The 19,104-nt window shown below is 47.9% G+C and carries 17 protein-coding genes; 7 read left to right on the top strand and 10 right to left on the bottom strand.

The annotated features are described in order from the left end of the window. Positions 1-16: 16 nt before the first annotated feature. The 7 genes from SHEWPOL2_RS04315 to gmk all read right to left on the bottom strand — a co-directional run bounded on the left by SHEWPOL2_RS04315 (position 17) and on the right by gmk (position 7,425). On the bottom strand, positions 17-721 hold the full coding sequence (locus SHEWPOL2_RS04315) for a hypothetical protein (protein WP_037426427.1): 705 nt from the start codon (positions 719-721) through the stop codon (positions 17-19). Positions 722-906: 185 nt separating this feature from the next. Further along, a complete protein-coding gene (locus SHEWPOL2_RS04310) occupies positions 907-1,857 on the bottom strand; it encodes a calcium/sodium antiporter (protein ID WP_037426425.1) in 951 nt (316 codons plus the stop codon). Between the two features lie 158 nt (positions 1,858-2,015). Continuing rightward, a complete protein-coding gene (locus SHEWPOL2_RS04305; protein ID WP_037426423.1) occupies positions 2,016-3,680 on the bottom strand; it encodes an AMP-binding protein in 1,665 nt (554 codons plus the stop codon). 232 nt (positions 3,681-3,912) lie between these two features. Beyond that, positions 3,913-4,296: a RidA family protein gene (locus tag SHEWPOL2_RS04300; protein WP_011624341.1), complete on the bottom strand. Its 384-nt coding sequence runs from the start codon at positions 4,294-4,296 to the stop codon at positions 3,913-3,915. Between the two features lie 22 nt (positions 4,297-4,318). Beyond that, on the bottom strand, positions 4,319-6,421 hold the full coding sequence (spoT, locus tag SHEWPOL2_RS04295; protein ID WP_037426421.1) for a bifunctional GTP diphosphokinase/guanosine-3',5'-bis pyrophosphate 3'-pyrophosphohydrolase: 2,103 nt from the start codon (positions 6,419-6,421) through the stop codon (positions 4,319-4,321). 43 nt (positions 6,422-6,464) lie between these two features. Continuing rightward, positions 6,465-6,743, bottom strand: a complete 279-nt coding sequence (gene rpoZ, locus SHEWPOL2_RS04290; protein WP_007651394.1) for a DNA-directed RNA polymerase subunit omega — start codon at positions 6,741-6,743, stop codon at positions 6,465-6,467. Positions 6,744-6,801: 58 nt separating this feature from the next. Next, complete coding sequence (gene gmk, locus SHEWPOL2_RS04285) at positions 6,802-7,425, bottom strand: guanylate kinase (RefSeq protein ID WP_037426419.1); 624 nt, start codon at positions 7,423-7,425, stop codon at positions 6,802-6,804. 373 nt (positions 7,426-7,798) lie between these two features. Here gmk and SHEWPOL2_RS04280 point away from each other — a divergent pair, with 373 nt between their 5' ends. The 4 genes from SHEWPOL2_RS04280 (at position 7,799) to SHEWPOL2_RS04265 (ending at position 12,914) form a co-directional block, all read left to right on the top strand. Continuing rightward, a complete protein-coding gene (locus SHEWPOL2_RS04280; RefSeq protein WP_037426417.1) occupies positions 7,799-9,295 on the top strand; it encodes a hypothetical protein in 1,497 nt (498 codons plus the stop codon). A 157-nt stretch (positions 9,296-9,452) separates the two neighbouring features. After that, the gene (locus tag SHEWPOL2_RS04275) at positions 9,453-10,334 is read left to right on the top strand and encodes an NTP transferase domain-containing protein (protein ID WP_037426414.1); all 882 of its coding nucleotides are present in this window, start codon (positions 9,453-9,455) and stop codon (positions 10,332-10,334) included. Further along, the gene (locus tag SHEWPOL2_RS04270; RefSeq protein ID WP_037426411.1) at positions 10,318-11,382 is read left to right on the top strand and encodes an aminoglycoside phosphotransferase family protein; all 1,065 of its coding nucleotides are present in this window, start codon (positions 10,318-10,320) and stop codon (positions 11,380-11,382) included. Before SHEWPOL2_RS04275 ends, SHEWPOL2_RS04270 begins: the two co-directional genes overlap by 17 nt. Positions 11,383-11,489: 107 nt before the next feature. Next, positions 11,490-12,914, top strand: a complete 1,425-nt coding sequence (locus SHEWPOL2_RS04265; RefSeq protein ID WP_037426408.1) for an MFS transporter — start codon at positions 11,490-11,492, stop codon at positions 12,912-12,914. A 22-nt stretch (positions 12,915-12,936) separates the two neighbouring features. On the opposite strand, the gene SHEWPOL2_RS04260 is transcribed toward SHEWPOL2_RS04265, so the two are convergent. Continuing rightward, positions 12,937-13,770, bottom strand: coding sequence for a sulfotransferase family protein (locus SHEWPOL2_RS04260; RefSeq protein WP_037426405.1), 834 nt, complete (start codon positions 13,768-13,770; stop codon positions 12,937-12,939). Positions 13,771-14,074: 304 nt separating this feature from the next. Here SHEWPOL2_RS04260 and SHEWPOL2_RS04255 point away from each other — a divergent pair, with 304 nt between their 5' ends. The 3 genes from SHEWPOL2_RS04255 to SHEWPOL2_RS04245 all read left to right on the top strand — a co-directional run bounded on the left by SHEWPOL2_RS04255 (position 14,075) and on the right by SHEWPOL2_RS04245 (position 17,533). Then, entirely contained in the window at positions 14,075-15,190 is a 1,116-nt protein-coding gene (locus SHEWPOL2_RS04255; protein ID WP_037426402.1) for a Fic family protein, read from the top strand. A 160-nt stretch (positions 15,191-15,350) separates the two neighbouring features. Continuing rightward, positions 15,351-15,581 (top strand): helix-turn-helix transcriptional regulator, encoded by a 231-nt coding sequence (locus tag SHEWPOL2_RS04250; protein WP_011624886.1) that lies wholly within the window; start codon positions 15,351-15,353, stop codon positions 15,579-15,581. Further along, positions 15,578-17,533, top strand: coding sequence for a DUF2075 domain-containing protein (locus SHEWPOL2_RS04245; RefSeq protein WP_037426399.1), 1,956 nt, complete (start codon positions 15,578-15,580; stop codon positions 17,531-17,533). Before SHEWPOL2_RS04250 ends, SHEWPOL2_RS04245 begins: the two co-directional genes overlap by 4 nt. Positions 17,534-17,568: 35 nt before the next feature. Here SHEWPOL2_RS04245 and SHEWPOL2_RS04240 read toward each other — a convergent pair whose 3' ends face one another. Next, the gene (locus tag SHEWPOL2_RS04240) at positions 17,569-18,045 is read right to left on the bottom strand and encodes a PD-(D/E)XK nuclease superfamily protein (RefSeq protein WP_037413671.1); all 477 of its coding nucleotides are present in this window, start codon (positions 18,043-18,045) and stop codon (positions 17,569-17,571) included. 103 nt (positions 18,046-18,148) lie between these two features. Continuing rightward, entirely contained in the window at positions 18,149-19,045 is an 897-nt protein-coding gene (locus SHEWPOL2_RS04235; RefSeq protein ID WP_037426396.1) for a LysR family transcriptional regulator, read from the bottom strand. Between the last annotated feature and the right edge of the window lie 59 nt (positions 19,046-19,104).

Genomic DNA, 19,104 nt, shown 5'->3' with positions numbered 1-19,104 from the left:
TTCGCCTTTTCTGGGGTTATTTTGCACTTATTTGCTGATTTTTCTGAAGTAAAAACTTAGCCCAACCATAATCTTTTTCCACTTGCAGTGCCTGTTGCCAATCTTCCATCGCGCCTTGGATATCCCCCAATTCTTGTTTGGCCAGTCCGCGCCAAGTGTAAGCTTCGGCCTCACCCCAGCAAATGTTCTCGCAAGGTTGATTAAATCGCTCAATGGCGCTGCTGGCGAGCGTCTTGGCAACTTGCATGCTGCCCCCAAACATTGCTGGCGTATTATAGGCGGCAATCGCTTTCACTAATGCGACCCGCGGATTAAGCGGTGCCAGCTGTTCGGCCTGAGCAATGGCGTTAGCGGATTTGATCCCAAGCTCAGCGCCTTTGCTGTTATCCAAGGCGATTTGCATACCATACACGGATGATAATAGCGCGAGGGATTCCGCATCGGCTTGACTGTTGGTTAAGATTTCTAAGCTCGCTTGAGCCGAAGCTAAGGCATTATCTGCAATTGTTTTTTGTCCCATCACATTGGCGCTGATGGCTAAACGATAGTTGGCATAAGCCGCCTCGTAATCTTGAGTGGCAGTGCTGAGCTGTTGCAATTTATCAATATTCAGTGTGTTAGCCGCTTTGTCTGCCTCAGCGATATTGGGGCTAGAGTTCGAAGCCGCGAACGCTGGCACGCAGGCGAGGGCAAGGCTTGATAGCAGTAAAAGTGTTTTCATGGTATTTCCTTATTGAAGAGATTGCCCATTGCTTGGGTACGGCTTCATTATCAGAAATCCCTCGACACGATTGCAGGCACAAAGGTCATCAATTAGGCATGACAAATGTCATTCTTTAATGGCTACATAGCAAAACACCGGAGTGGCTCCGGTGTTTTAGTAAGCTAAGGTGAACGCGTAAATCGTTAGACTACCGCTTGGCTGCTAGCTTGGTTAACGAGGTAAACCATGTAGCCTAAGTAAGCAATAAGCAGCGTGGCACCTTCGCGGCGACCAATTCGTAGGCCAGACCAAGCAAAGGGTAAAATGATTACGGCTAACGCCAGCATGACAATAAAGTCTAAGGGTTGGAAACCAAGCCCAGATACAGGATAAACGACGGCGGTCACGCCAAGAATACCTAATATATTAAATATATTTGACCCAACGATATTACCAATAGCAATATCGCTTTCGCCTTTGAGTGCCGCTAAAACCGAGGTCACTAGCTCTGGCATGCTGGTACCGATAGCGACAATAGTCAGGCCGATAATGACTTCACTAACACCAAATACTTTGGCTAAATCAACAGCGCCATTCACAAATAAAATGCCACCGCCGACTAACATTCCGATGCCGACAATAATAAACGCGATTGAAAGCAATGGATTTTTAGGACCTTCTTCAATCACTTCACCATCGGCATCAGTAGTATTTTTGGCGCTGAAATAGCTGAAAACCAAGTAGCCGACAAGGAGTGATAATAAAATGATGCCGTCAGTCAGGCTGAGTTCGCCATCTAGCAATAATCCCCAAAACAGCATAGAAGCGAGGATCATCAGTGGAATATCCCGTTTTACCATCTGCGATTGAACTTGGATCGGGCGAATAAGCGCAGTAATTGCCAAAATTAAGCCAATGTTGGCGATGTTAGAGCCAATCACGTTACCCAGTGCAATGCCGCTATTGCCTGCCAAGGCTGACTTTACGCTTACCGCAAGCTCTGGTGCGCTGGTACCGAAAGCCACAATCGTTAAGCCGATCACCAGCGGCGTAATCCCAAGACGAAGTGCAATGGAGCTTGCGCCACGGACTAAGGCCTCTGCGCCTAAGGTTAAAATAATAAAGCCGCCGATAATTGAAAGTGCAATAAGCATTTTGGACTCTGTTAAACCTGATTGAGTGAATTAATTTAAGGTGTATCACCTTACGCTGATAGGCGCACATGATACGTGTTTTTAATTTGCTTTGACAGAATATGTCATAAAAAAGCACGCCGAAGAGCGTGCTTTAATCATAACGGTGCGCTTTGACGTTATTTTGCGACTAACTCATCTTCCCAGCGTACTTGAGCACCACGGATCCCGTCCACCCTTTCGCTAAAGGCTTTCTCAAGCACGTGGCGCTTGATCTTCAGTGTGGGGGTTAATACATCGTTTTCGATGGTCCAAGGTTCACTCACCACCACAATGGCATCCACATGTTCGTGGGATTCTAAATGTGGATTCACACTATCGAGTGTCGCTTTAAGGGAAGCGCGTACTTCTTCACGGGCTTGTAGGTTAGCTCCCTCAGAGAGTTGCACTAGGGCTACAGGGTGCGGCAAACCAGAGCCAATAACACAAATCAGCTCCACATGGGGATCCTGCGCGAGCTTACGCTCAATGGGCACTGGGGCGACGTATTTACCTTTGGCGGTTTTAAAGTTGTCCTTCACCCGGCCGGTGATAGTCACACAACCATCGGCATCGATGGCGCAGAGATCGCCGGTATGGAAGAAACCATCAGCATCGAAGGCCGCCGCGGTGGCTTCAGGTTGCAGATAATAGGCGGTCATTAGGCCTGGGCTCTTAATGAGTAGCTCGCCATCTTCACCTTGGCGGATTTGGCAATCCTGCACGGGTTTACCCACAGTGCCGATTTTACGCGCATCGAAAGGGTAGTTGATGATGGAGTAAGCACAGTTTTCTGTCATGCCCCAAGCCTCACAAATATCCAGCCCAATACTGTGATACCAGTGGATGAGTGAGGGTGGAATAGGCGCTGAGCCAGAGCCGAGTAAACGGCAATGGTTGAGTCCTAAGCCCTTATGGATCTTGTGTTTTACTAGGCTGCTAATCAGTGGAATTTTTAGCAGCAGATTGAGTTTTCCGACACCAATCTTGTCGATAATGTTCTTTTGGAACAGGCTCCACAGCCGTGGAACGGAGAAAAACACCGTTGGTTTAGCGCGCTGCACATCCGCAACGAAGGAGTCTAAGCTTTCGACGAAGGCGACGGTACTGCCGGAATAAAAAGACGAGCCTTCGATCGCCACGCGCTCGGTAATATGGGCTAACGGTAAGTAGGATAACAATCTGTCGTTGCCATTGGTACGTAAATCGCGCACAACCGCTTGGCAAGTCCAACCATAGCTAGCATAGGTTTGAATCGCACCTTTAGGTTGACCCGTTGAGCCCGAGGTATAAATCAGCGTCATTATCTGATCGGGTTCGGGTAATGGCGCTTCAATCAACGGGTTGCCCATATTGAGCAATTGTTCCCATTGATATTGAGCTGGCATGGTGTCGTAGGGCATAGCAAGGCGCAATAATTCGCCGCCGACACCGGCTTCTTGATCGGCCCAATGATCGAGCTTACCGAGGACAATCGCTTTAGCCCCACTATGCTGCAATACATAGCGAATGGTATCTGGATTCGCAGTCGGATAAATAGGAACGCTGATATAGCCGCCGTGCATTAGGGCGAGGTCGGTGATAAACCATTCGGCACAGTTTTTAGACAGAACGGCAATTTTATCGCCCGGCTCTAAGCCTAAATGGCGCAACGCGCCAGCGAGTTGTTGGACTTTTTCTTGTACTTCATTCCAAGTGAAATCAAGGTATTGCCCCTTGATTGGCTGGCGCAAATAAATCTCATCCCCACGCGTATTCGCCCAGTGCGCCAGCATTTCAATTGGCGTCTTAATCGCTTTATCCATAGGCAATTCCCTGTTCTTTATTGTTATTTTCACCCCAACATAGGTGCCCAGTATGGCGAGTTTTGTGAGGCCGCGCAAATAGTTTGCAAGATTGTAAAATCACTAAATCTGCAAAACAGCCTAATGGGCGAGTATGAAATGAAAATGAACTTAATCACAGGTCAGAGCAGGAGCCGCAGGGCGCATTAGGCAATAAAAAAGGCGCCTAAGCGCCTTTCATATCGGTTGAAGCTTATAGCTCCATCACGCCGTCCATTTCGACTTGCGCATCCTTAGGCAGCTGCTTCACACCGATAGCGGCGCGAGCTGGGTAAGGTTGGCTGAAGTAACGGCTCATGATTTCATTCACTTTTGCGAAGTGGCTTAAATCCGTCAGGAAGATATTGAGCTTAACGATATCGTTGATTGTGCCGCCGGCTGCGGTACAAACGGCCGTTAAGTTTTCAAACACTTGCACAACTTGCGCCTCAAAATCATCGCTCACGATTTGCATTGTGCTTGGCACCAGTGGGATTTGGCCGGATAAATATACTGTGTTGCCGACTTTAACCGCTTGAGAATAAGTGCCAATTGCCGCTGGGGCGTTTTCGGTCGCGATAATGATTTTTTCTGCCATGACGCTCTCTCTAAAGTAATGATCAACGATTACGGGATGTACGCAACACCTCGGGCAGTACCCTGATACGGCGCATCACGTTAGCTAAATGGATCCTGTCCTTCACCGAAATTCGCAGGTTAATCAAGTAAACGCGGCCATCGCGCTCTTCGGTGCTAAGGTTGTGAATGTTCGAGCCCTCGGCGGCGATAATCGAGGTGATCTTCGCCAGCGCGCCTTGGTGGTTAACAATTTCCACCCGCAGATTGGCTTGATACTCGACGCCTTCGACATTGTCCCACTGCACGGGAATGTATTTATCTGGCTCGCCTTGGTAACCGCGAATGTTAGCGCAGTTTTCCATGTGGACGACTAAGCCTTTACCTTGGCTCACGTGGGCAATCACCGCATCACCAGGGATGGGGCGGCAGCAGTTGGCGAAGGTCACTAACATGCCTTCGGCGCCGCGGATTGGCATCAGGTGAGAATCGCGGCTCTCTTGATTCTCTAAATTATCGCCAATCAAACGTTGAGCGATGACTATGCTCATGGCATTGCCAAGGCCGATGTCGGCGAGTAAGGAATTTAAATTGGCGTGCTTAGTATCGCGCACGACTTTATCAATCTGCTCGGCAGGAATGCTATCGAGCTTGGTTTTACCCAGCGCATGGTTAAGCAAACGGCGGCCAAGGGCAATGGCATCGTCTGCTTTTAGGCTCTTGAGCACTTGGCGGATTTTGGCGCGGGCTTTACCCGTGACCACAAAGTTAAGCCAAGCGGCATTCGGACGCGCGCCTTTAGCGGTAATGATCTCAACGGTTTGGCCGGAGATTAATGGCTGGCTTAACGGATAAGCTTGGCGGTTAACGCGGGCGCCGACACAGGTGTTACCCACATCGGTGTGGACTTCATAGGCAAAGTCGACGGCGGTGGCGTTAACCGGTAATTCTAAAATGCGACCTTCGGGGGTAAACACGTAAATCTCTTCGGGGAAGAGTTCGGTTTTGACGTTTTCCACGAATTCGAAGGAGGTGCTGGCGCTCTGTTGCAGTTCCAGCAAGCTTTGCATCCACTTGCGGGCACGCACTTGCGTGGTGGTACCTTGACCATCGGCACCGCCTTTGTAAGCCCAGTGGGCCGCAACCCCTTTATCGGCCATTTGATCCATATCTTCGGTACGAATTTGGATCTCGACGGGTACGCCGTGGGGGCCGAATAACGAGGTATGTAGCGACTGATAGCCGTTGGCTTTTGGGATAGCAATATAATCTTTAAAGCGACCGGGGCGCGGCTTGTACAGGCCGTGCATGGCACCGAGTACGCGGTAACAGGTATCAATGGAGTCGACAATCACGCGGAAGGCGTAGATATCCATGACTTCTTGAAATTGCAGCTCTTTACTCTGCATCTTGTTGTAGATGGAGTAGAGGTTTTTTTCGCGGCCTTTGACTTTGCCTTTAATGCCCGCATCGTTTAGGCGGGTTAACACCGCAGCCTCAATGCCTTGAATGAGTTCTTTACGGTTGCCTCGGGCGGCTTTCACTACTTCCTTTAATACCCGATAACGCATGGGATAATAGGCTTGAAAACCCAAATCCTCTAACTCAGTCTTGATATTGTGAATACCAAGTCGGTTGGCAATCGGCGCGTAAATCTCTAAGGTTTCACGGGCAATACGACGGCGTTTGTCAGGACGCAGCGCGCCTAAGGTGCGCATGTTGTGGGTGCGGTCGGCAAGCTTGATGAGAATAACGCGGATATCCTGCGTCATCGCCATCATCATTTTGCGAAAGTTTTCTGCTTGAGCTTCTTTCTTATCGCGAAATTTCAGCTTGTCGAGCTTAGACACCCCTTCAACCAATTCAGCCACCGATTCGCCAAATCGCTCGGCTAAATCTTCTTTGGTGACATAGGTATCTTCGATGGTGTCATGCAGCAATGCCGCCATCAGCGTCTCATGGTCGAGACGCATTTCGGCGAGGATGCGGGCAACCGCAACCGGATGAGTAATATAAGGTTCGCCGCTAGTGCGCATTTGCCCTTCATGGGCATCACGCGCAACTTGGTAAGCCTGCTTGAGCAATTCTACCTGTTCAGGTTCTAAGTAACCGGAAGCAGACTCCTTTAGACCTTCAAACAGATACAAGTGGCAGCTCTCCTTTACCCAAACAGGTGTGACTCAATCAAACTTATAGTGAACGGCCTTCAGCGATAGCGGCAACAGCTGCGATTTCAGCAGCTTCACGCTCACGCACAGTTTGACGCTCATCAGCATCTAAAGTGTGAGCATTCACTAAACCTAGTTCGATTTCACGCAGGGCGATAACCGTTGGTTTGTCGTTCATCTCTTCAACCATAGGGTCTTTACCCTGCACGGCGATTTGGCGAGCACGACGCGCCGCAACCAGGATCATATCAAAACGGTTGCCGATTTGTTCTACGGCGTCTTCTACAGTTACGCGAGCCATGTGTTGAAACTCCAGTTTATCTAGGGAAAAAATGACGCAAAATTGTACACTATGGCAGTTAGCCTGCCAACAGATCGTTAAGCATATCATTTTGCGCGTGGATCTGACTAGCACCCGTTAAGCGTTGGCTGCGAATGATCGCCCGCAGATCCGCCAGTGCTGTGTCAAAATCGTCATTGACGATAATAAAATCATATTCTTTATAGTGCGACATTTCAGAAACCGCCTGTGCCATACGGCTGGCGATCACATCTTGGCTGTCTTGACCGCGGCCAGTCAGGCGACGCTCTAGCTCATCCCGTGAGGGTGGCAGAATAAATACGCCCACGGCTTCTGGCATCAAAGCTTTGACTTGCTGTGCACCTTGCCAGTCGATATCGAGGAACACATCAATACCTTGAGTTAAGGTGTGCTCAATCACATGGCGCGATGTGCCGTAATAATTGCCAAACACTTCGGCCCACTCAAAAAAGGCATTTTGCGCGATCAGTGCTTTAAATTCTTCAACATTAACAAAATGGTAGTGTTGACCATCAACTTCACCTGGGCGTGGCGCGCGGGTGGTGTGCGATACTGAAACCTGCATATCGGCAGGTTTGTCTTTTAACAATGCCGAAATTAGCGAGGATTTACCCGCACCACTTGGCGCTGACACAATAAATAAATTTCCGCGTGCGGTCATGAGCTAAATATCCAGTTGGTTAACGCAAGAAGGGCCCAGAAAGCCGAGTATTATACAGATTTTGACCTTAAAAACGCTAGGGCTTGTTAGCCAGCAATTGTTGTCTATTTATGTTTTGCGACAGTTAACGCTGCCGTTGGTGCATTTTTACGGTTTACTGTGACTCAAAGATCGGATACTGAAAATCTCTGCGTCCCTAAGCCTTGCTGAGCCTGAGAATTAAGCCTGATTTAGCTTTAGATGGATATAATCAGCATTTTTGCTTATCTAGCGTCTTATTGCACTGACAATTGCGGCTAAATTCGTTACGCTCATGCCTATGCGACATTGAGAGTCGTGTGCGCTTGAATTATTTCACTATAAAGGAAGGGTCGTGCTGTTAAAATCTCTTTTCTGCCTTCACGGGCGTGATTCCCGCCCCCGCTTTGTTGCTATCAGTGTTGGTGTCTATTTAGGCATATCACTGGCTGTCGCCGCATTTGGGGCGAACTTTCTCATGTATCTTTTAGCGTTAGCGGGCCTGCCTTTACTCGCCCTCACGGCGCTGCGTCGTTTAAATGATGCGGCTAAGCCTAAGGCCTTGGTTGCAGTCTTTATTCTGCCGCTACTGATTTTACTGGCGCTGTATATTGTGGCTGCGCCACCAGTATTGGCGATATTAGGGTTAGTGTTGGGGGCTGGCGCGACTTTTTGGGGAACCCGTTTGAAGTCGCTAACCATAGTGGATTACCGTTTTGGTTATTATGGACCAGCACTCGATGCGCCTATCTCGCAGGCGATCCCCCGTCGCCGAGTTGAACCTGTGATCACGCCAAAGGCGGCTGCTGCGCAAAATGCGGTGCCTGATGTATCAGTAAATATTCCTGTTGCGGCTCCGGCAGAAGCTTATTCCCAGACAGAGCCAACTATTTCGTCTGCTGTTGCTGAGCCAGAACTTGAGGTGTTGCGCCAAGATGAGCTGCGCTTTGATGCCTTAACCAAGATGACTGCCAATCCAGCGGATTTTGTGGTGCCTGATGCTGTAATTGAGGGGCATGCCGATTTTCGTCCCGCTAATCCGAGCCGAGTAGAGCAAACGCGAATCGACCTCGCCGAGGTAGATTTAGCTCAAGTGGATTTGCAGGGAGAGGAATTTAAGCGTGCGCCGCTCGATCCTGCTGAGCACAGTGATGAGCCGGTGTGGCGCTTTGATCCCGATGACAATGCTGATGTTTTTAATGACACCGAGCATGCTGAAGAAGTGCGTCGTCGCCGCGCCGAAGCTAAAGAATCCGGTTCTATGACCGAATTGTTTAGGGGCGTTGCGGAGTTTTTTGCTCCTTACCGTCGTTATATTAAGTTGCCTAAATTACCTAAGCTGGAACGCCGTTACTGGTTGCCTGTCGGCGGCGGTGCGGGCGCTGTGTTGTTAGTCTTGCTGGTATGGGGATTATGGCCTAGTTCTGATGAGTCGCAGGTAGACGAATCGGTCGTGCCAGCGGTGCCTTCAGCACCTATTGCAGCAAGCGATCGTGTGACCTTAGATCTGCCCGACGGTTTTTCGGTGGCGTTAGAGCAAGATGTATTAATTATTCGTTGGTTGGGTGAACGCGACAAGCCGCAAAACCTGTGGTCTATTGCTACGGCGAAGGGTGATAAGAGTTGTAGTGCATTAGTGTTTAATAATGGCACTGAGTATCGCACTATCACTGTGGACTTGCTTGCCGACTCTGCCACTGAAGCACGTTTCACGCCGCTCGATACCGCTAATATCATTACCGATTTAGCCCGCCGTGGCAGCATTGGTTTGTGTGGTTATAAGTTCAGCCTCAAAGGCAGCCAAGCGGTTTTAGAGCCAAATCGTGCCTTTGGAACTTATTTAGCCCGTTAAATAGATAAAAATAAGCTTAAATGCTAGTCAGGATTAGAGGGGTAGATTACACTTTTGCTCCTCTTTTTCTCCGATCTTGTGTTACATGCGCTCGCATAGCCGATGACGGCGAGGTTCGGGAAAATTTCTTTAATACGAACTGAAAACTCAATCCCACATGAATACAGATTTGACCTTAGTCATTATGGCGGCGGGCCTTGGAAGTCGTTTTGGCGGCGATAAGCAGTTAGCCTCCCTTGGGCCTGCTGGCGAACCCATGTTGGTGTTATCTATTTTATCGGCTATTCGCAGTGGATTTCAGCGCGCCGTATTAGTGATCCGCCCTGAGCTTGAGGCGGAGCTCTCCGGGATATTGACGCAGTTTTTACCCGCAAACTTTGAATATCACTTTTGCTACCAGTCATTAAGTGATTTGCCACAAGACGCAAAGCTTGCTGATTTTAGCCATCGTTTAAAGCCTTGGGGGACAGCGCATGCGCTCTGGTGTGCCCGCGATTGGGTAACAGGGCCAATGGCAGTGATCAATGCCGATGATTTTTACGGTGACAGCGCCTTTGCCTCGTTAGCACAAGGCTTAACCGCCAGACCTAACGATTGGATGATGGTGGCTTATCCTATCGAGCTAACGTTATCTGAGCATGGCGGAGTAAACCGTGGCTTATGCCAAGTTGAGCATGGGCAGTTACGCTCGGTCGCCGAGTGGTTAAATATTCAAGCACAAGAAGATGGTTTTGTGGGCGAAGGGCCAATGGGATTAGCAAAGCTTCCTCCACAGTCGCTGGTATCCATGACCTGCTGGGGCTTTTCGCCAAGCATATTTGATGTTATTAAACAGCAATTAACCGCATTTATTGAACAACAGGGCCAATTGCCGAAATCGGAGTGCTATTTGCCTGCTGTGGTTCAGGCGGCAATTGAGCAAGGTGTACCCGTTTATGTTGATGTGGCCAGCGAACCTTGGCTCGGTGTGACCTATCCGCAGGATTCTGTCTGGGTAAAGCAAAAATTAATGGAGTTATTGGGTGATAAAACTCATTAGGCAGTCAGTGTTGCCTCATTTTGGAATTGAAGCCGACGAGGCAAAAATCTCAGCGTTAGGGAATGGTCATATTAACGACACCTTATTAGTGCGTTGGCCTACGGGTGAATTGGTGCTGCAACGTATTAACACCCAAGTGTTTAAGACGCCGCAGGCGCTGGTGAGTAATGCCGATAAGATCAGCCATCATTTATGCGCCAAGGCATTGCAGCAGCAATATGGTCTGCAAGTGGTTAGCCCTTGTCTTACCCAAGAGGGTGAACTTGCTATCGACTTAGGTGAGCAGGGATTTTGGCGTGCGATCAGTTATTTACCCCATAGTTTAAGTATCGAAGTGGTGAAGTCCGAAGCGCAAGCTGAAATGGCCGCCAAGGCTTTTGGTCACTTTGCCTGTGCATTAAGTGATTTTGACGCCACTGAGCTTGAAGATGTGATCCCGCAGTTTCATCACTTGCCTGGGCGGATGGAAATGCTGCGCCAAGCGGTGCAGCAGGATAAAGCCAAACGCTTAGGGTCGTGCCGTCAATGGGTTGATTATGCGCTGTCACAGCAGAGTTTATTGGATGAACTGGCTGAAATCTCGCCGCAGTTACCGCTGCGGATCTGCCATAACGACACGAAAATCAACAATATGTTGTTTGATAAGCGCGACATGTCGAGCATGGCGATTATCGATTTAGACACCTGCATGAAAGGTCATCTAATGTATGACTTTGGCGATATGGTGCGTACCTTCTGTTCGCCCGAGGAAGAAGATTCTACTGCCCTTGAAAATGTTAAAGTGCGCCAGTCGATCTTTGCCGCCATTTGCCGTGGCTATTTAAGTGAGCTCTCCGAGGTATTAACTGAGGTCGAAAAACGCAGCCTTTGGCTTGGGGCGCGAGTCATTTGCCTGATGATCGGCGTGCGTTTTTTAACGGATTATCTCAATGGCGACGTGTATTTCCACGTGCACCGTGAGGGTCATAATCTGGATAGAGCGGCGAATCAGTTTACCTTGTATCAAAGCCTGCTCGACCAAGAGGCTGAACTTAAAGCCTGTTTCTAGTCTGCTTTCTTTTAGCAAACGCCCCAAACGGGGCGTTTTGTTTTTTGCTTATATACGACATAATTGCCCCATCAAAAACCCTCAGTCTCATATGGATTTGGCTTGGAATGGGCAACCACGAAGTACCCGCAGCATTAACTTGTGCGCGCCGTAGCGCCAGAAATCTCTGGTTAAGATGTACTCTGCGCCGCTCGCAGCAGGAAGCCGTTGCCTCGTCGATGATGACGGCAACCAGCGATAACTTTTTTAATGCTTACGCGATTTTTCTCGGTGCTAGTCTTGCGCAAATGGGCTTTGTTACTGGTTTACCGCAGCTCTTTGGGGCGATGTCGCAGTTAGTTTCTGTCTGGTTAGCGAGCCATTTTTCCCGTCGCGGGTTTATCGTTTGCTGCGCAGCTTTGCAAGCTGTTGTGGTATTGGCGATGGGCGCGTTAGCGGCCTTTCGGCCTGAGCACGCAGTATGGATATTTATCGCGCTCGCCGTGGGATACCACGGCTTTATTAATCTTATCCAACCCCATTGGCGCGCGTGGATGGGGTCGATTGTACCTGAACGTCGCCGTGGCGCCTTTTTTGCGGCGCGTACCCGACTCACTATGGGCGCATCCTTAAGCGTGTTCTTTATTGGCGGTGGCATTCTGACCTTGACCGATTCGCAGCAAATGGCCTGGTTGGGTTTTACGCTGCTGTTTTCGATTGCCGCCATGGGGCGTTTTGTCTCGGCTTGGTTATTACTGCAAATGCACGATCCCGATCCGCGCGAAGCCAAGCAGCGCGGCGTGTTTATCCAAACCATTGGTAACTTTCGCGGCGCATGGAAGGATAAAACCTTTCGCCAGTACAGCTTGTTTGTGGCCAGTATGCAGGCGATGGTCGCCATATCGGCGCCGTTTTTCGCCGTGTATATGCTAGAAGACCTGCACTTTAGCTACATCGAGTTTGTGCTCGCGAGCGTGGCCTCGATAGCGACTCAATTTGTGACGCTAAAGTTTTGGGGGCGATTTAGCGATCAATTCGGCAATCGTTTGGTGATGATTATTACCAGTTGCATGATCCCAAGCTTGCCATTGTTATGGCTGTTTTCCGATAACTATCTGTATATTCTCCTTATTCAGGCATTTTCTGGGCTGGCGTGGAGCGGCTTTACCTTAAGTACCGCCAATTACCTTTATGATATTCGTCCCTTTCGCAGTGACTTTGCGACCTATGCAGCGTTGCAAGCGTCACTCAGTGCGGGATTAGTATTTGTGGGGGCGATGGTTGGCGGCACGATAGCCTCCCATGCGGCGGACTTTTTAGTCTGGTCAGGCTGGAATACTTGGCTCAGTAGCCCGATTTTTGTGGTGTTTTTAGTGTCGACCATACTGCGAGCATTTGTGACACTGTGGTTTATTCCGCGCTCGGTCGAACCCAAAGTCAGGCCTCGGCCGCAGTTACTGCAACTTATTTTCCGTATCCGCGGTTTTAATGCAATTTCGGGCGTGAGTCTCGACTGGTTAACTGTGGTTAAGCGTCGGAAAAATAATGATTAACCTAGAATCTAGAATCTAGAACCTAGATTTTATAATCAAAGAACTTACGTTTGTCTGGCCCCGAGGCATTGGCGCTGATCTTATTCGGGTGTTTATATTCATCCCAACTAGCCACATTGCGGCCGACATTGAGCTTAGGAAAGTTCTGCTGATTTTCGCTAGCGGCTAGGCCCATAAAAGCCAATAGCTGACCGAGGGCACCTTGTTGGCTCACATCGATACTGAGTAAGTCGTGTCTGCCCGCAAAGTAGTTAACCACCTCAGCTTTATGACGTTGATAACAATCGATAAGATGTTGTTCATCCTGCGGATTTTCGACCATTCCTACGCCAAAGCTATGGCGAAAACTGCGCTTCATGATTGGGTGGAATCGGCCAGTTTTGGCATCCAAATGTGGCAGCATTCGGCTGAGTAACATCTGCATCGACGGCACCCAAGAGTCTAACTCGCGGTCAATATAGACAAATTTGGCCTCGGGGAAGAGTTTATCTAACTGCTTGAAATCGCTAAAACAAGGCGCATCGGAAATCGCATCAGCCTGCATAAAGGCTGCTTTAGTAAACGCCATATGTGCCACTTTTAAGCCTTGCTCCAATAGTGCCACGCTTACGCTCGTCGTCCCTGTTCGGGGTAAGCCGATAAAAATAACCTTCTGTTTTTGCTCGGCAACAACCGACTCATGCTTAATCGCATTTGGCTCGATTGCACTCGGCTTGGTTGCATTCGGCGCGAGTAAGCTTGGCCTGATTTCATTTGGTTTAGCTGAATCGCACTGTGGCTGATTGAGCTGCACATCTGCACGATAGTTATGCCCTTGAGAATCGGGAAGGGTGGCAATAGTTGCGTTATCAGGCATGGATTTGGCTCGGCATTCTTGTCAGCGTGGTCGCGATGGGTAGGTAAATTGGGGTTTAACATTAGCGTTTTATCAACGTTGGCAGTATATCGCAGTGCACAGGTTTTAGCAGCGCAAAGCTGGCGTTGCGTCGGTATTGCGTTGTAGAGGCAATCAACCGCATAAATCCCTTTATGCTAGAAGCATTTGGGCAAGGTGAGGCGATTACTTGTATTATTTGCCTCATTTTGTGAGGCGAATAGGTTTGTTAATTGACTCATAGTGTGAGTAGAATAGGCTTGTTATTTGACTCATGGGGTAGGATATGTGGATTTGGCAGCAAGCCGATTGGCCTAAGTTTCATTGGAATGCCAGCAGCATTGATGCCTTGCTGCGTCAGGTCTATTTCAATCAGGGCCAACTGCTTGGCAAGCAAATGCTAAGTCCCGACGACAACCAGTTAACCTCAGCGGCGGCACTCGACACTTTACTCGCTAACATTATCCATTCCAGCGCCATTGAAGGTGAAAAGCTCAATGTGGCTTCGGTGCGATCATCCTTGGCTAAAAAACTCGGTGTGTTCGAAGACAAACCGTATCCGACCACGGCACAAACCGATGGTTTGGCCGACATTATGCTCGATGCCTTAAAAAATTTAGATACAGAGTTAACCCTTGAGCGGATATTAGGTTGGCATAAACAGTTATTTCCCCAAGGTTATACGCTGTTTAACCCCGTTATTGGTGGAGTGCTACGTGGCGATACGCCTATGCAGGTTGTCTCAGGCCGGATTGATAAACCAACGGTGCATTTTGAGGCCCCCTCTCGAGCGACGTTGGACGCTGAACTCTCACAGTTTATTGAATGGTTTAATGCATCAAGGCAAGATCTGGGCTTAGATCCGCTTATCCGTGCGGCGATAACTCACCTTTGGTTTGTGACTCTGCATCCGCTTGATGATGGTAATGGGCGCATCACGCGTTTATTGACCGATTTAGCTTTAGCGCAAGCAGAAAAACGCTCAATTCGTTTTTACGCTATGTCGGTCAGTATTCTGGCCCGTCGCCAAGCCTACTATGACATTTTAGAGTCCACCCAAAGGGGCGATGTCGATATTACTCCTTGGTTAGTATGGTTTTTTGAGACCCTCAATGATTGCTTACTCAATGCGATGGCTGATGTGAACAAGACTCTGCGGAAAACGCAGTATTGGCAAAATCTCGATCAATCCCTATTGAGTCAGGAGCAAGCCAAAGTGCTCAATCGGATGTTAGATGGCGATTTTGAATTAGGGATGAATAGTGGCCAGTATCAAAAGGTCGCTAAGGTGAGCCGCGCCACCGCCACCCGTCACCTTGCGCAAATGGTCGAGCAAGGCTTTTTAGTGAAAGCCGACGCTGGCGGCCGAAGTACGAGGTACTTATTGCCGAGTGGGCAGTAGATGGATTCCGCGCCAATAATCATTTTGCATTTTGTTAGTGATTACCCTGTGTGATCTTATGCCCAAATCATTATGTGTTTGATATTGAATGTGACTCATAGTCCGTAGATGTATTGTCTACAAGTAAAGATCATCATGAAAACTCTTCACAGGATTATTCATGGAAGATCATTTGCTTACCTCATTTGGTACTCATCTAAAAAGTTTGCGACTCGAGAGATCGTTTTCGCAGGAGCAGCTTGCATTAAAAGCTGACATGGACAGAACCTATGTCAGCGGCATTGAACGTGGTCAGCGTAATGTGAGTTTGATTAATATATTCAAGCTCGCTAAAGCCTTAGATATTCCCGCGAAACAACTTCTAGATTTTACCGTTGAGGGATCATTATGACTCAACGAGCATTTTATTCGGCGAGTTTTAAAGATTTTCTATCAGCAGAGCCCGATGCGATTACCGGGCAGATATCACGTTTCCATACTCAGCATTTATTGCATTCACAAACTCGCGCTTGGTTGACTGAAATTGAAGTTCTCAAACGCTCCTTGGCCGAGAGTGTTGAGCGAGAAGGGCATATTTTCATTGAGTTTATGATCCCACGAATGGGGCGACGTGCCGATGTCGTGATGATATTTAAAGGGATTGTTTTTGTAGTAGAGTTTAAAGTTGGCGCAACAGTATTTACTGCTGCCGATATGAGGCAGGCTCATGGATATGCCTTAGATTTAAAGAACTTTCATCGCGGTAGTCATGATAAATATCTAGTCCCTCTGCTTGTCGCCACCAACGCGACCAGCCAATCGGAAAATCCAGTATTCGCAGGCGATAATGTTGCTTTGACTTTGTGTATTTCGCCCGGTGAATTGTTTTCAAGAATGCGCCTAATTGCTGAGCGGTTGAATCAACCTACTTTTGATCCAAACTTGTGGGCTGATTCTGGTTATTTGCCGACGCCAACCATTATCGAAGCGGCACAAGCTCTGTATGCGTCGCACAATGTCGAAGATATTGCTCGTAGTGAAGCGGATACACAAAATCTTGGTCAAACGAGCCAGCAATTACTTCAGTTGATTCACAATGCTCGTATCAATAAGCGAAAAATAATTTGTTTCGTTACCGGCGTTCCGGGGGCGGGCAAAACCCTTGTAGGGCTTAATATTGCGAGTATTCACGCAAACAGGGAAGAGAATGAGTATTCTGTTTTCCTCAGTGGTAATGGCCCCTTGGTGGCGGTATTACAGGAAGCCTTAGCTAGGGATCGATCTTCTAGAACTGGTGATTCTATCAGTGCAACTAGAAAGGAGACTGAATCATTTATTCAAAATATCCATCGCTTTAGGGATGAATATTTGCATGGTGGCGTGCCGCCTGAAAAAGTGGCCATATTTGATGAGGCTCAACGGGCGTGGGATAAAGAGCAGGCAAGCGATTTTATGCGTCGTAAGCGAGGTATTGTCGACTTTGATAAATCAGAGCCTGAATTTCTCATCGAAGTAATGGACCGTCGTCAAGACTGGGCGTTTATTATTGCGCTAATTGGTGGTGGACAGGAGATTAATAAAGGTGAGGCAGGACTAGCTGGTTGGTTGGATGCGCTTAAGGCTAAGTTCTTAGATTGGGATGTCTATTTTTCCACAGCTTTATTGTCAGGTGAGTATGTTTCGCTAGGGGTTGATCTGAATGCGGTTTCAAGGGCGAATGTCTTACCTAACTTACATCTTGCCACATCCATGCGATCTTTCCGTGCTGAAAAGTTGTCCAGTTTTATTCATCACTTGGTAGCTGGGCAATGCGGGCTTGCTGTTAGCATTTATAAAGATCTAGAGCATGTCTACCCAATCAAAGTCACTCGCGATTTAGCTAAGGCTAAATCTTGGGTTCGGCAGCACAGAAGAGCTAATGAATCTATGGGAGTACTTGCTTCTTCTAACGGCATTAGGCTTAAAGCTGAAGGGATTTTCGTTAAAAATGAGATAGATCCTGCAAAGTGGTTTTTAAGTGGAGTTGAAGATATTCGTTCTGCTGAGTTTTTAGAGGATGTAGCCACCGAGTTTGACGTACAAGGATTAGAGCTAGACTGGTGTGTCGTTGCTTGGGATGCTGATTATCGTTTCAACGGCCAAGTGTTTGAGCATTGGGAATTTAGAGGAACTAAATGGGAAATGCGGCATAAAGCTGTACGTAAGAGATATCTTGAAAATGCTTATCGCGTATTGTTGACCCGGGCTCGTCAGGGCATGGTGATATTTGTTCCTAAAGGCGATAAATCAGATGAGACTCGAGATCCCAAGTTTTATGATCATACCTATAAGTACTTGATAAATTGTGGGATTGGAGTGATTTAATAAAAGCAAGGGTCGAAATTGTTCGACCCTTTTGGTTATTTTGAAACGAAAAAATTAATAAATTCATCAAGGTCACTAAAGACTTTGATTTGTTTGTCTTGAATATTACTTGCAGCAGTTTTTATCCAGTCAAAAGCTTTTTGTTTATAGCCTTTCCCACCGAGTAAAATGACTAAATTTTGCTCTGGTGCGAGGCGGAGAGACTCTAGGAAAAAAGGAAATTTTTGATCGACAGAGCCGCTTTGCTCTTGCTTGTGAGCTTCAATTCGGACTGCTCCTAGTGTTTGATGTTGTACTAAGAAGGCTGCCTTTCGAATTCCACCATACATATCTGTATAAGGCACATTTTTAAGGAACTCGTTTTGAGATGGAACACCTTGTGCTTCACAAAAGCCTAGCGCTACAAGGGATTGTTCAACTTGATCACAAAATTTCTGATTGGATAACATGCTTGCTTCATATTTACCTGAGTCTACTTCAGGTAAATCTTCAAAAAGTGATTCTTGGTTCATTCTCCATCCTTGGTTATTAAATCGCCCTTTAATGTAGCATTGAGAGTGGCTGATTTTCAATCAGTTAGACCAACTACTCAAAATTGTTCAATCACTTTGAAATTTATCCAAACTTGCCACTCGCCAATTTCTCCATCAAAAACTCAATCAAAACCGTCACTTTGGTTGGGAGGTATTTTCGCTGTGGGTACACGGCGTAAATGCCATGTTCGGGTAGCGGATAGTCTGTAAGTAACGCCTGTAAATATCCGGTTTGCAGATCCGGCTCAACAATAAAACGTGGTAGGTTGGCGATACCGAGGCCATCGAGGCAGGCTTGGTGGATAGCATCACTATTATTCACCTGATAGTTTCCTTTGGGTTGAACACGTTGCACGCCATCGGGACTGTGGAAACTCCATTCCACACCATCTTGAAAGTAACTGTAAAACAAGCAGTTGTGCTGAGTTAACGCGCTAGGAGTCATGGGTAAACCGTGCTGCGCTAGATACGCGGGGGACGCGCAAATCACGCTCAAACAAGGGGCAATTTTACGGGCGATAAGGCTGGAGTCGGGTAATTCGCCGATACGAATGGCTAAGTCGAAGCCGCCTGCGATTAAATCTGTGGTCTTGTCATCCATTTGCATTTGCAGCTGGATATCGGGGTAACGCCTTAAAAATTCAGCTATTAATGGCGAAATATATCTGCGTCCAAACGCCATAGGTACTGAAATCCGCAAATTGCCTCTAGGTGTTTGCTGCAATTCAGAGATGGCATCCAATCCTTCTTGGGTGAGCTGTACCGCCGGGCGAATGTACTCGAAATAGCGCGCGCCAGCGTCGGTTAGGCTTAAGCTGCGGGTGGTGCGTTGTAATAGTTGAATCCCTAAGTGCTGCTCCAACTGTGTGATTCGTTTGCTGATGGCTGATTTACTGAGTCCAAGCTTTTGTCCCGCCGCAGAAAAACTACCGCATTCGACCACAGTGACAAAAATGGGTAGAGCAGAAAAATGTTCCATGTGCGTCCTATTCTGTTGAGGCGAGGTTGGTTACTGCATTTCGATTCGATGTAATCAGT

Origin of the sequence: Shewanella sp. POL2 (assembly GCF_000282755.1) — a bacterium.
GTDB lineage: Bacteria > Pseudomonadota > Gammaproteobacteria > Enterobacterales > Shewanellaceae > Shewanella > Shewanella xiamenensis.
This window is presented reverse-complemented; position numbering and strand designations above follow the sequence as displayed.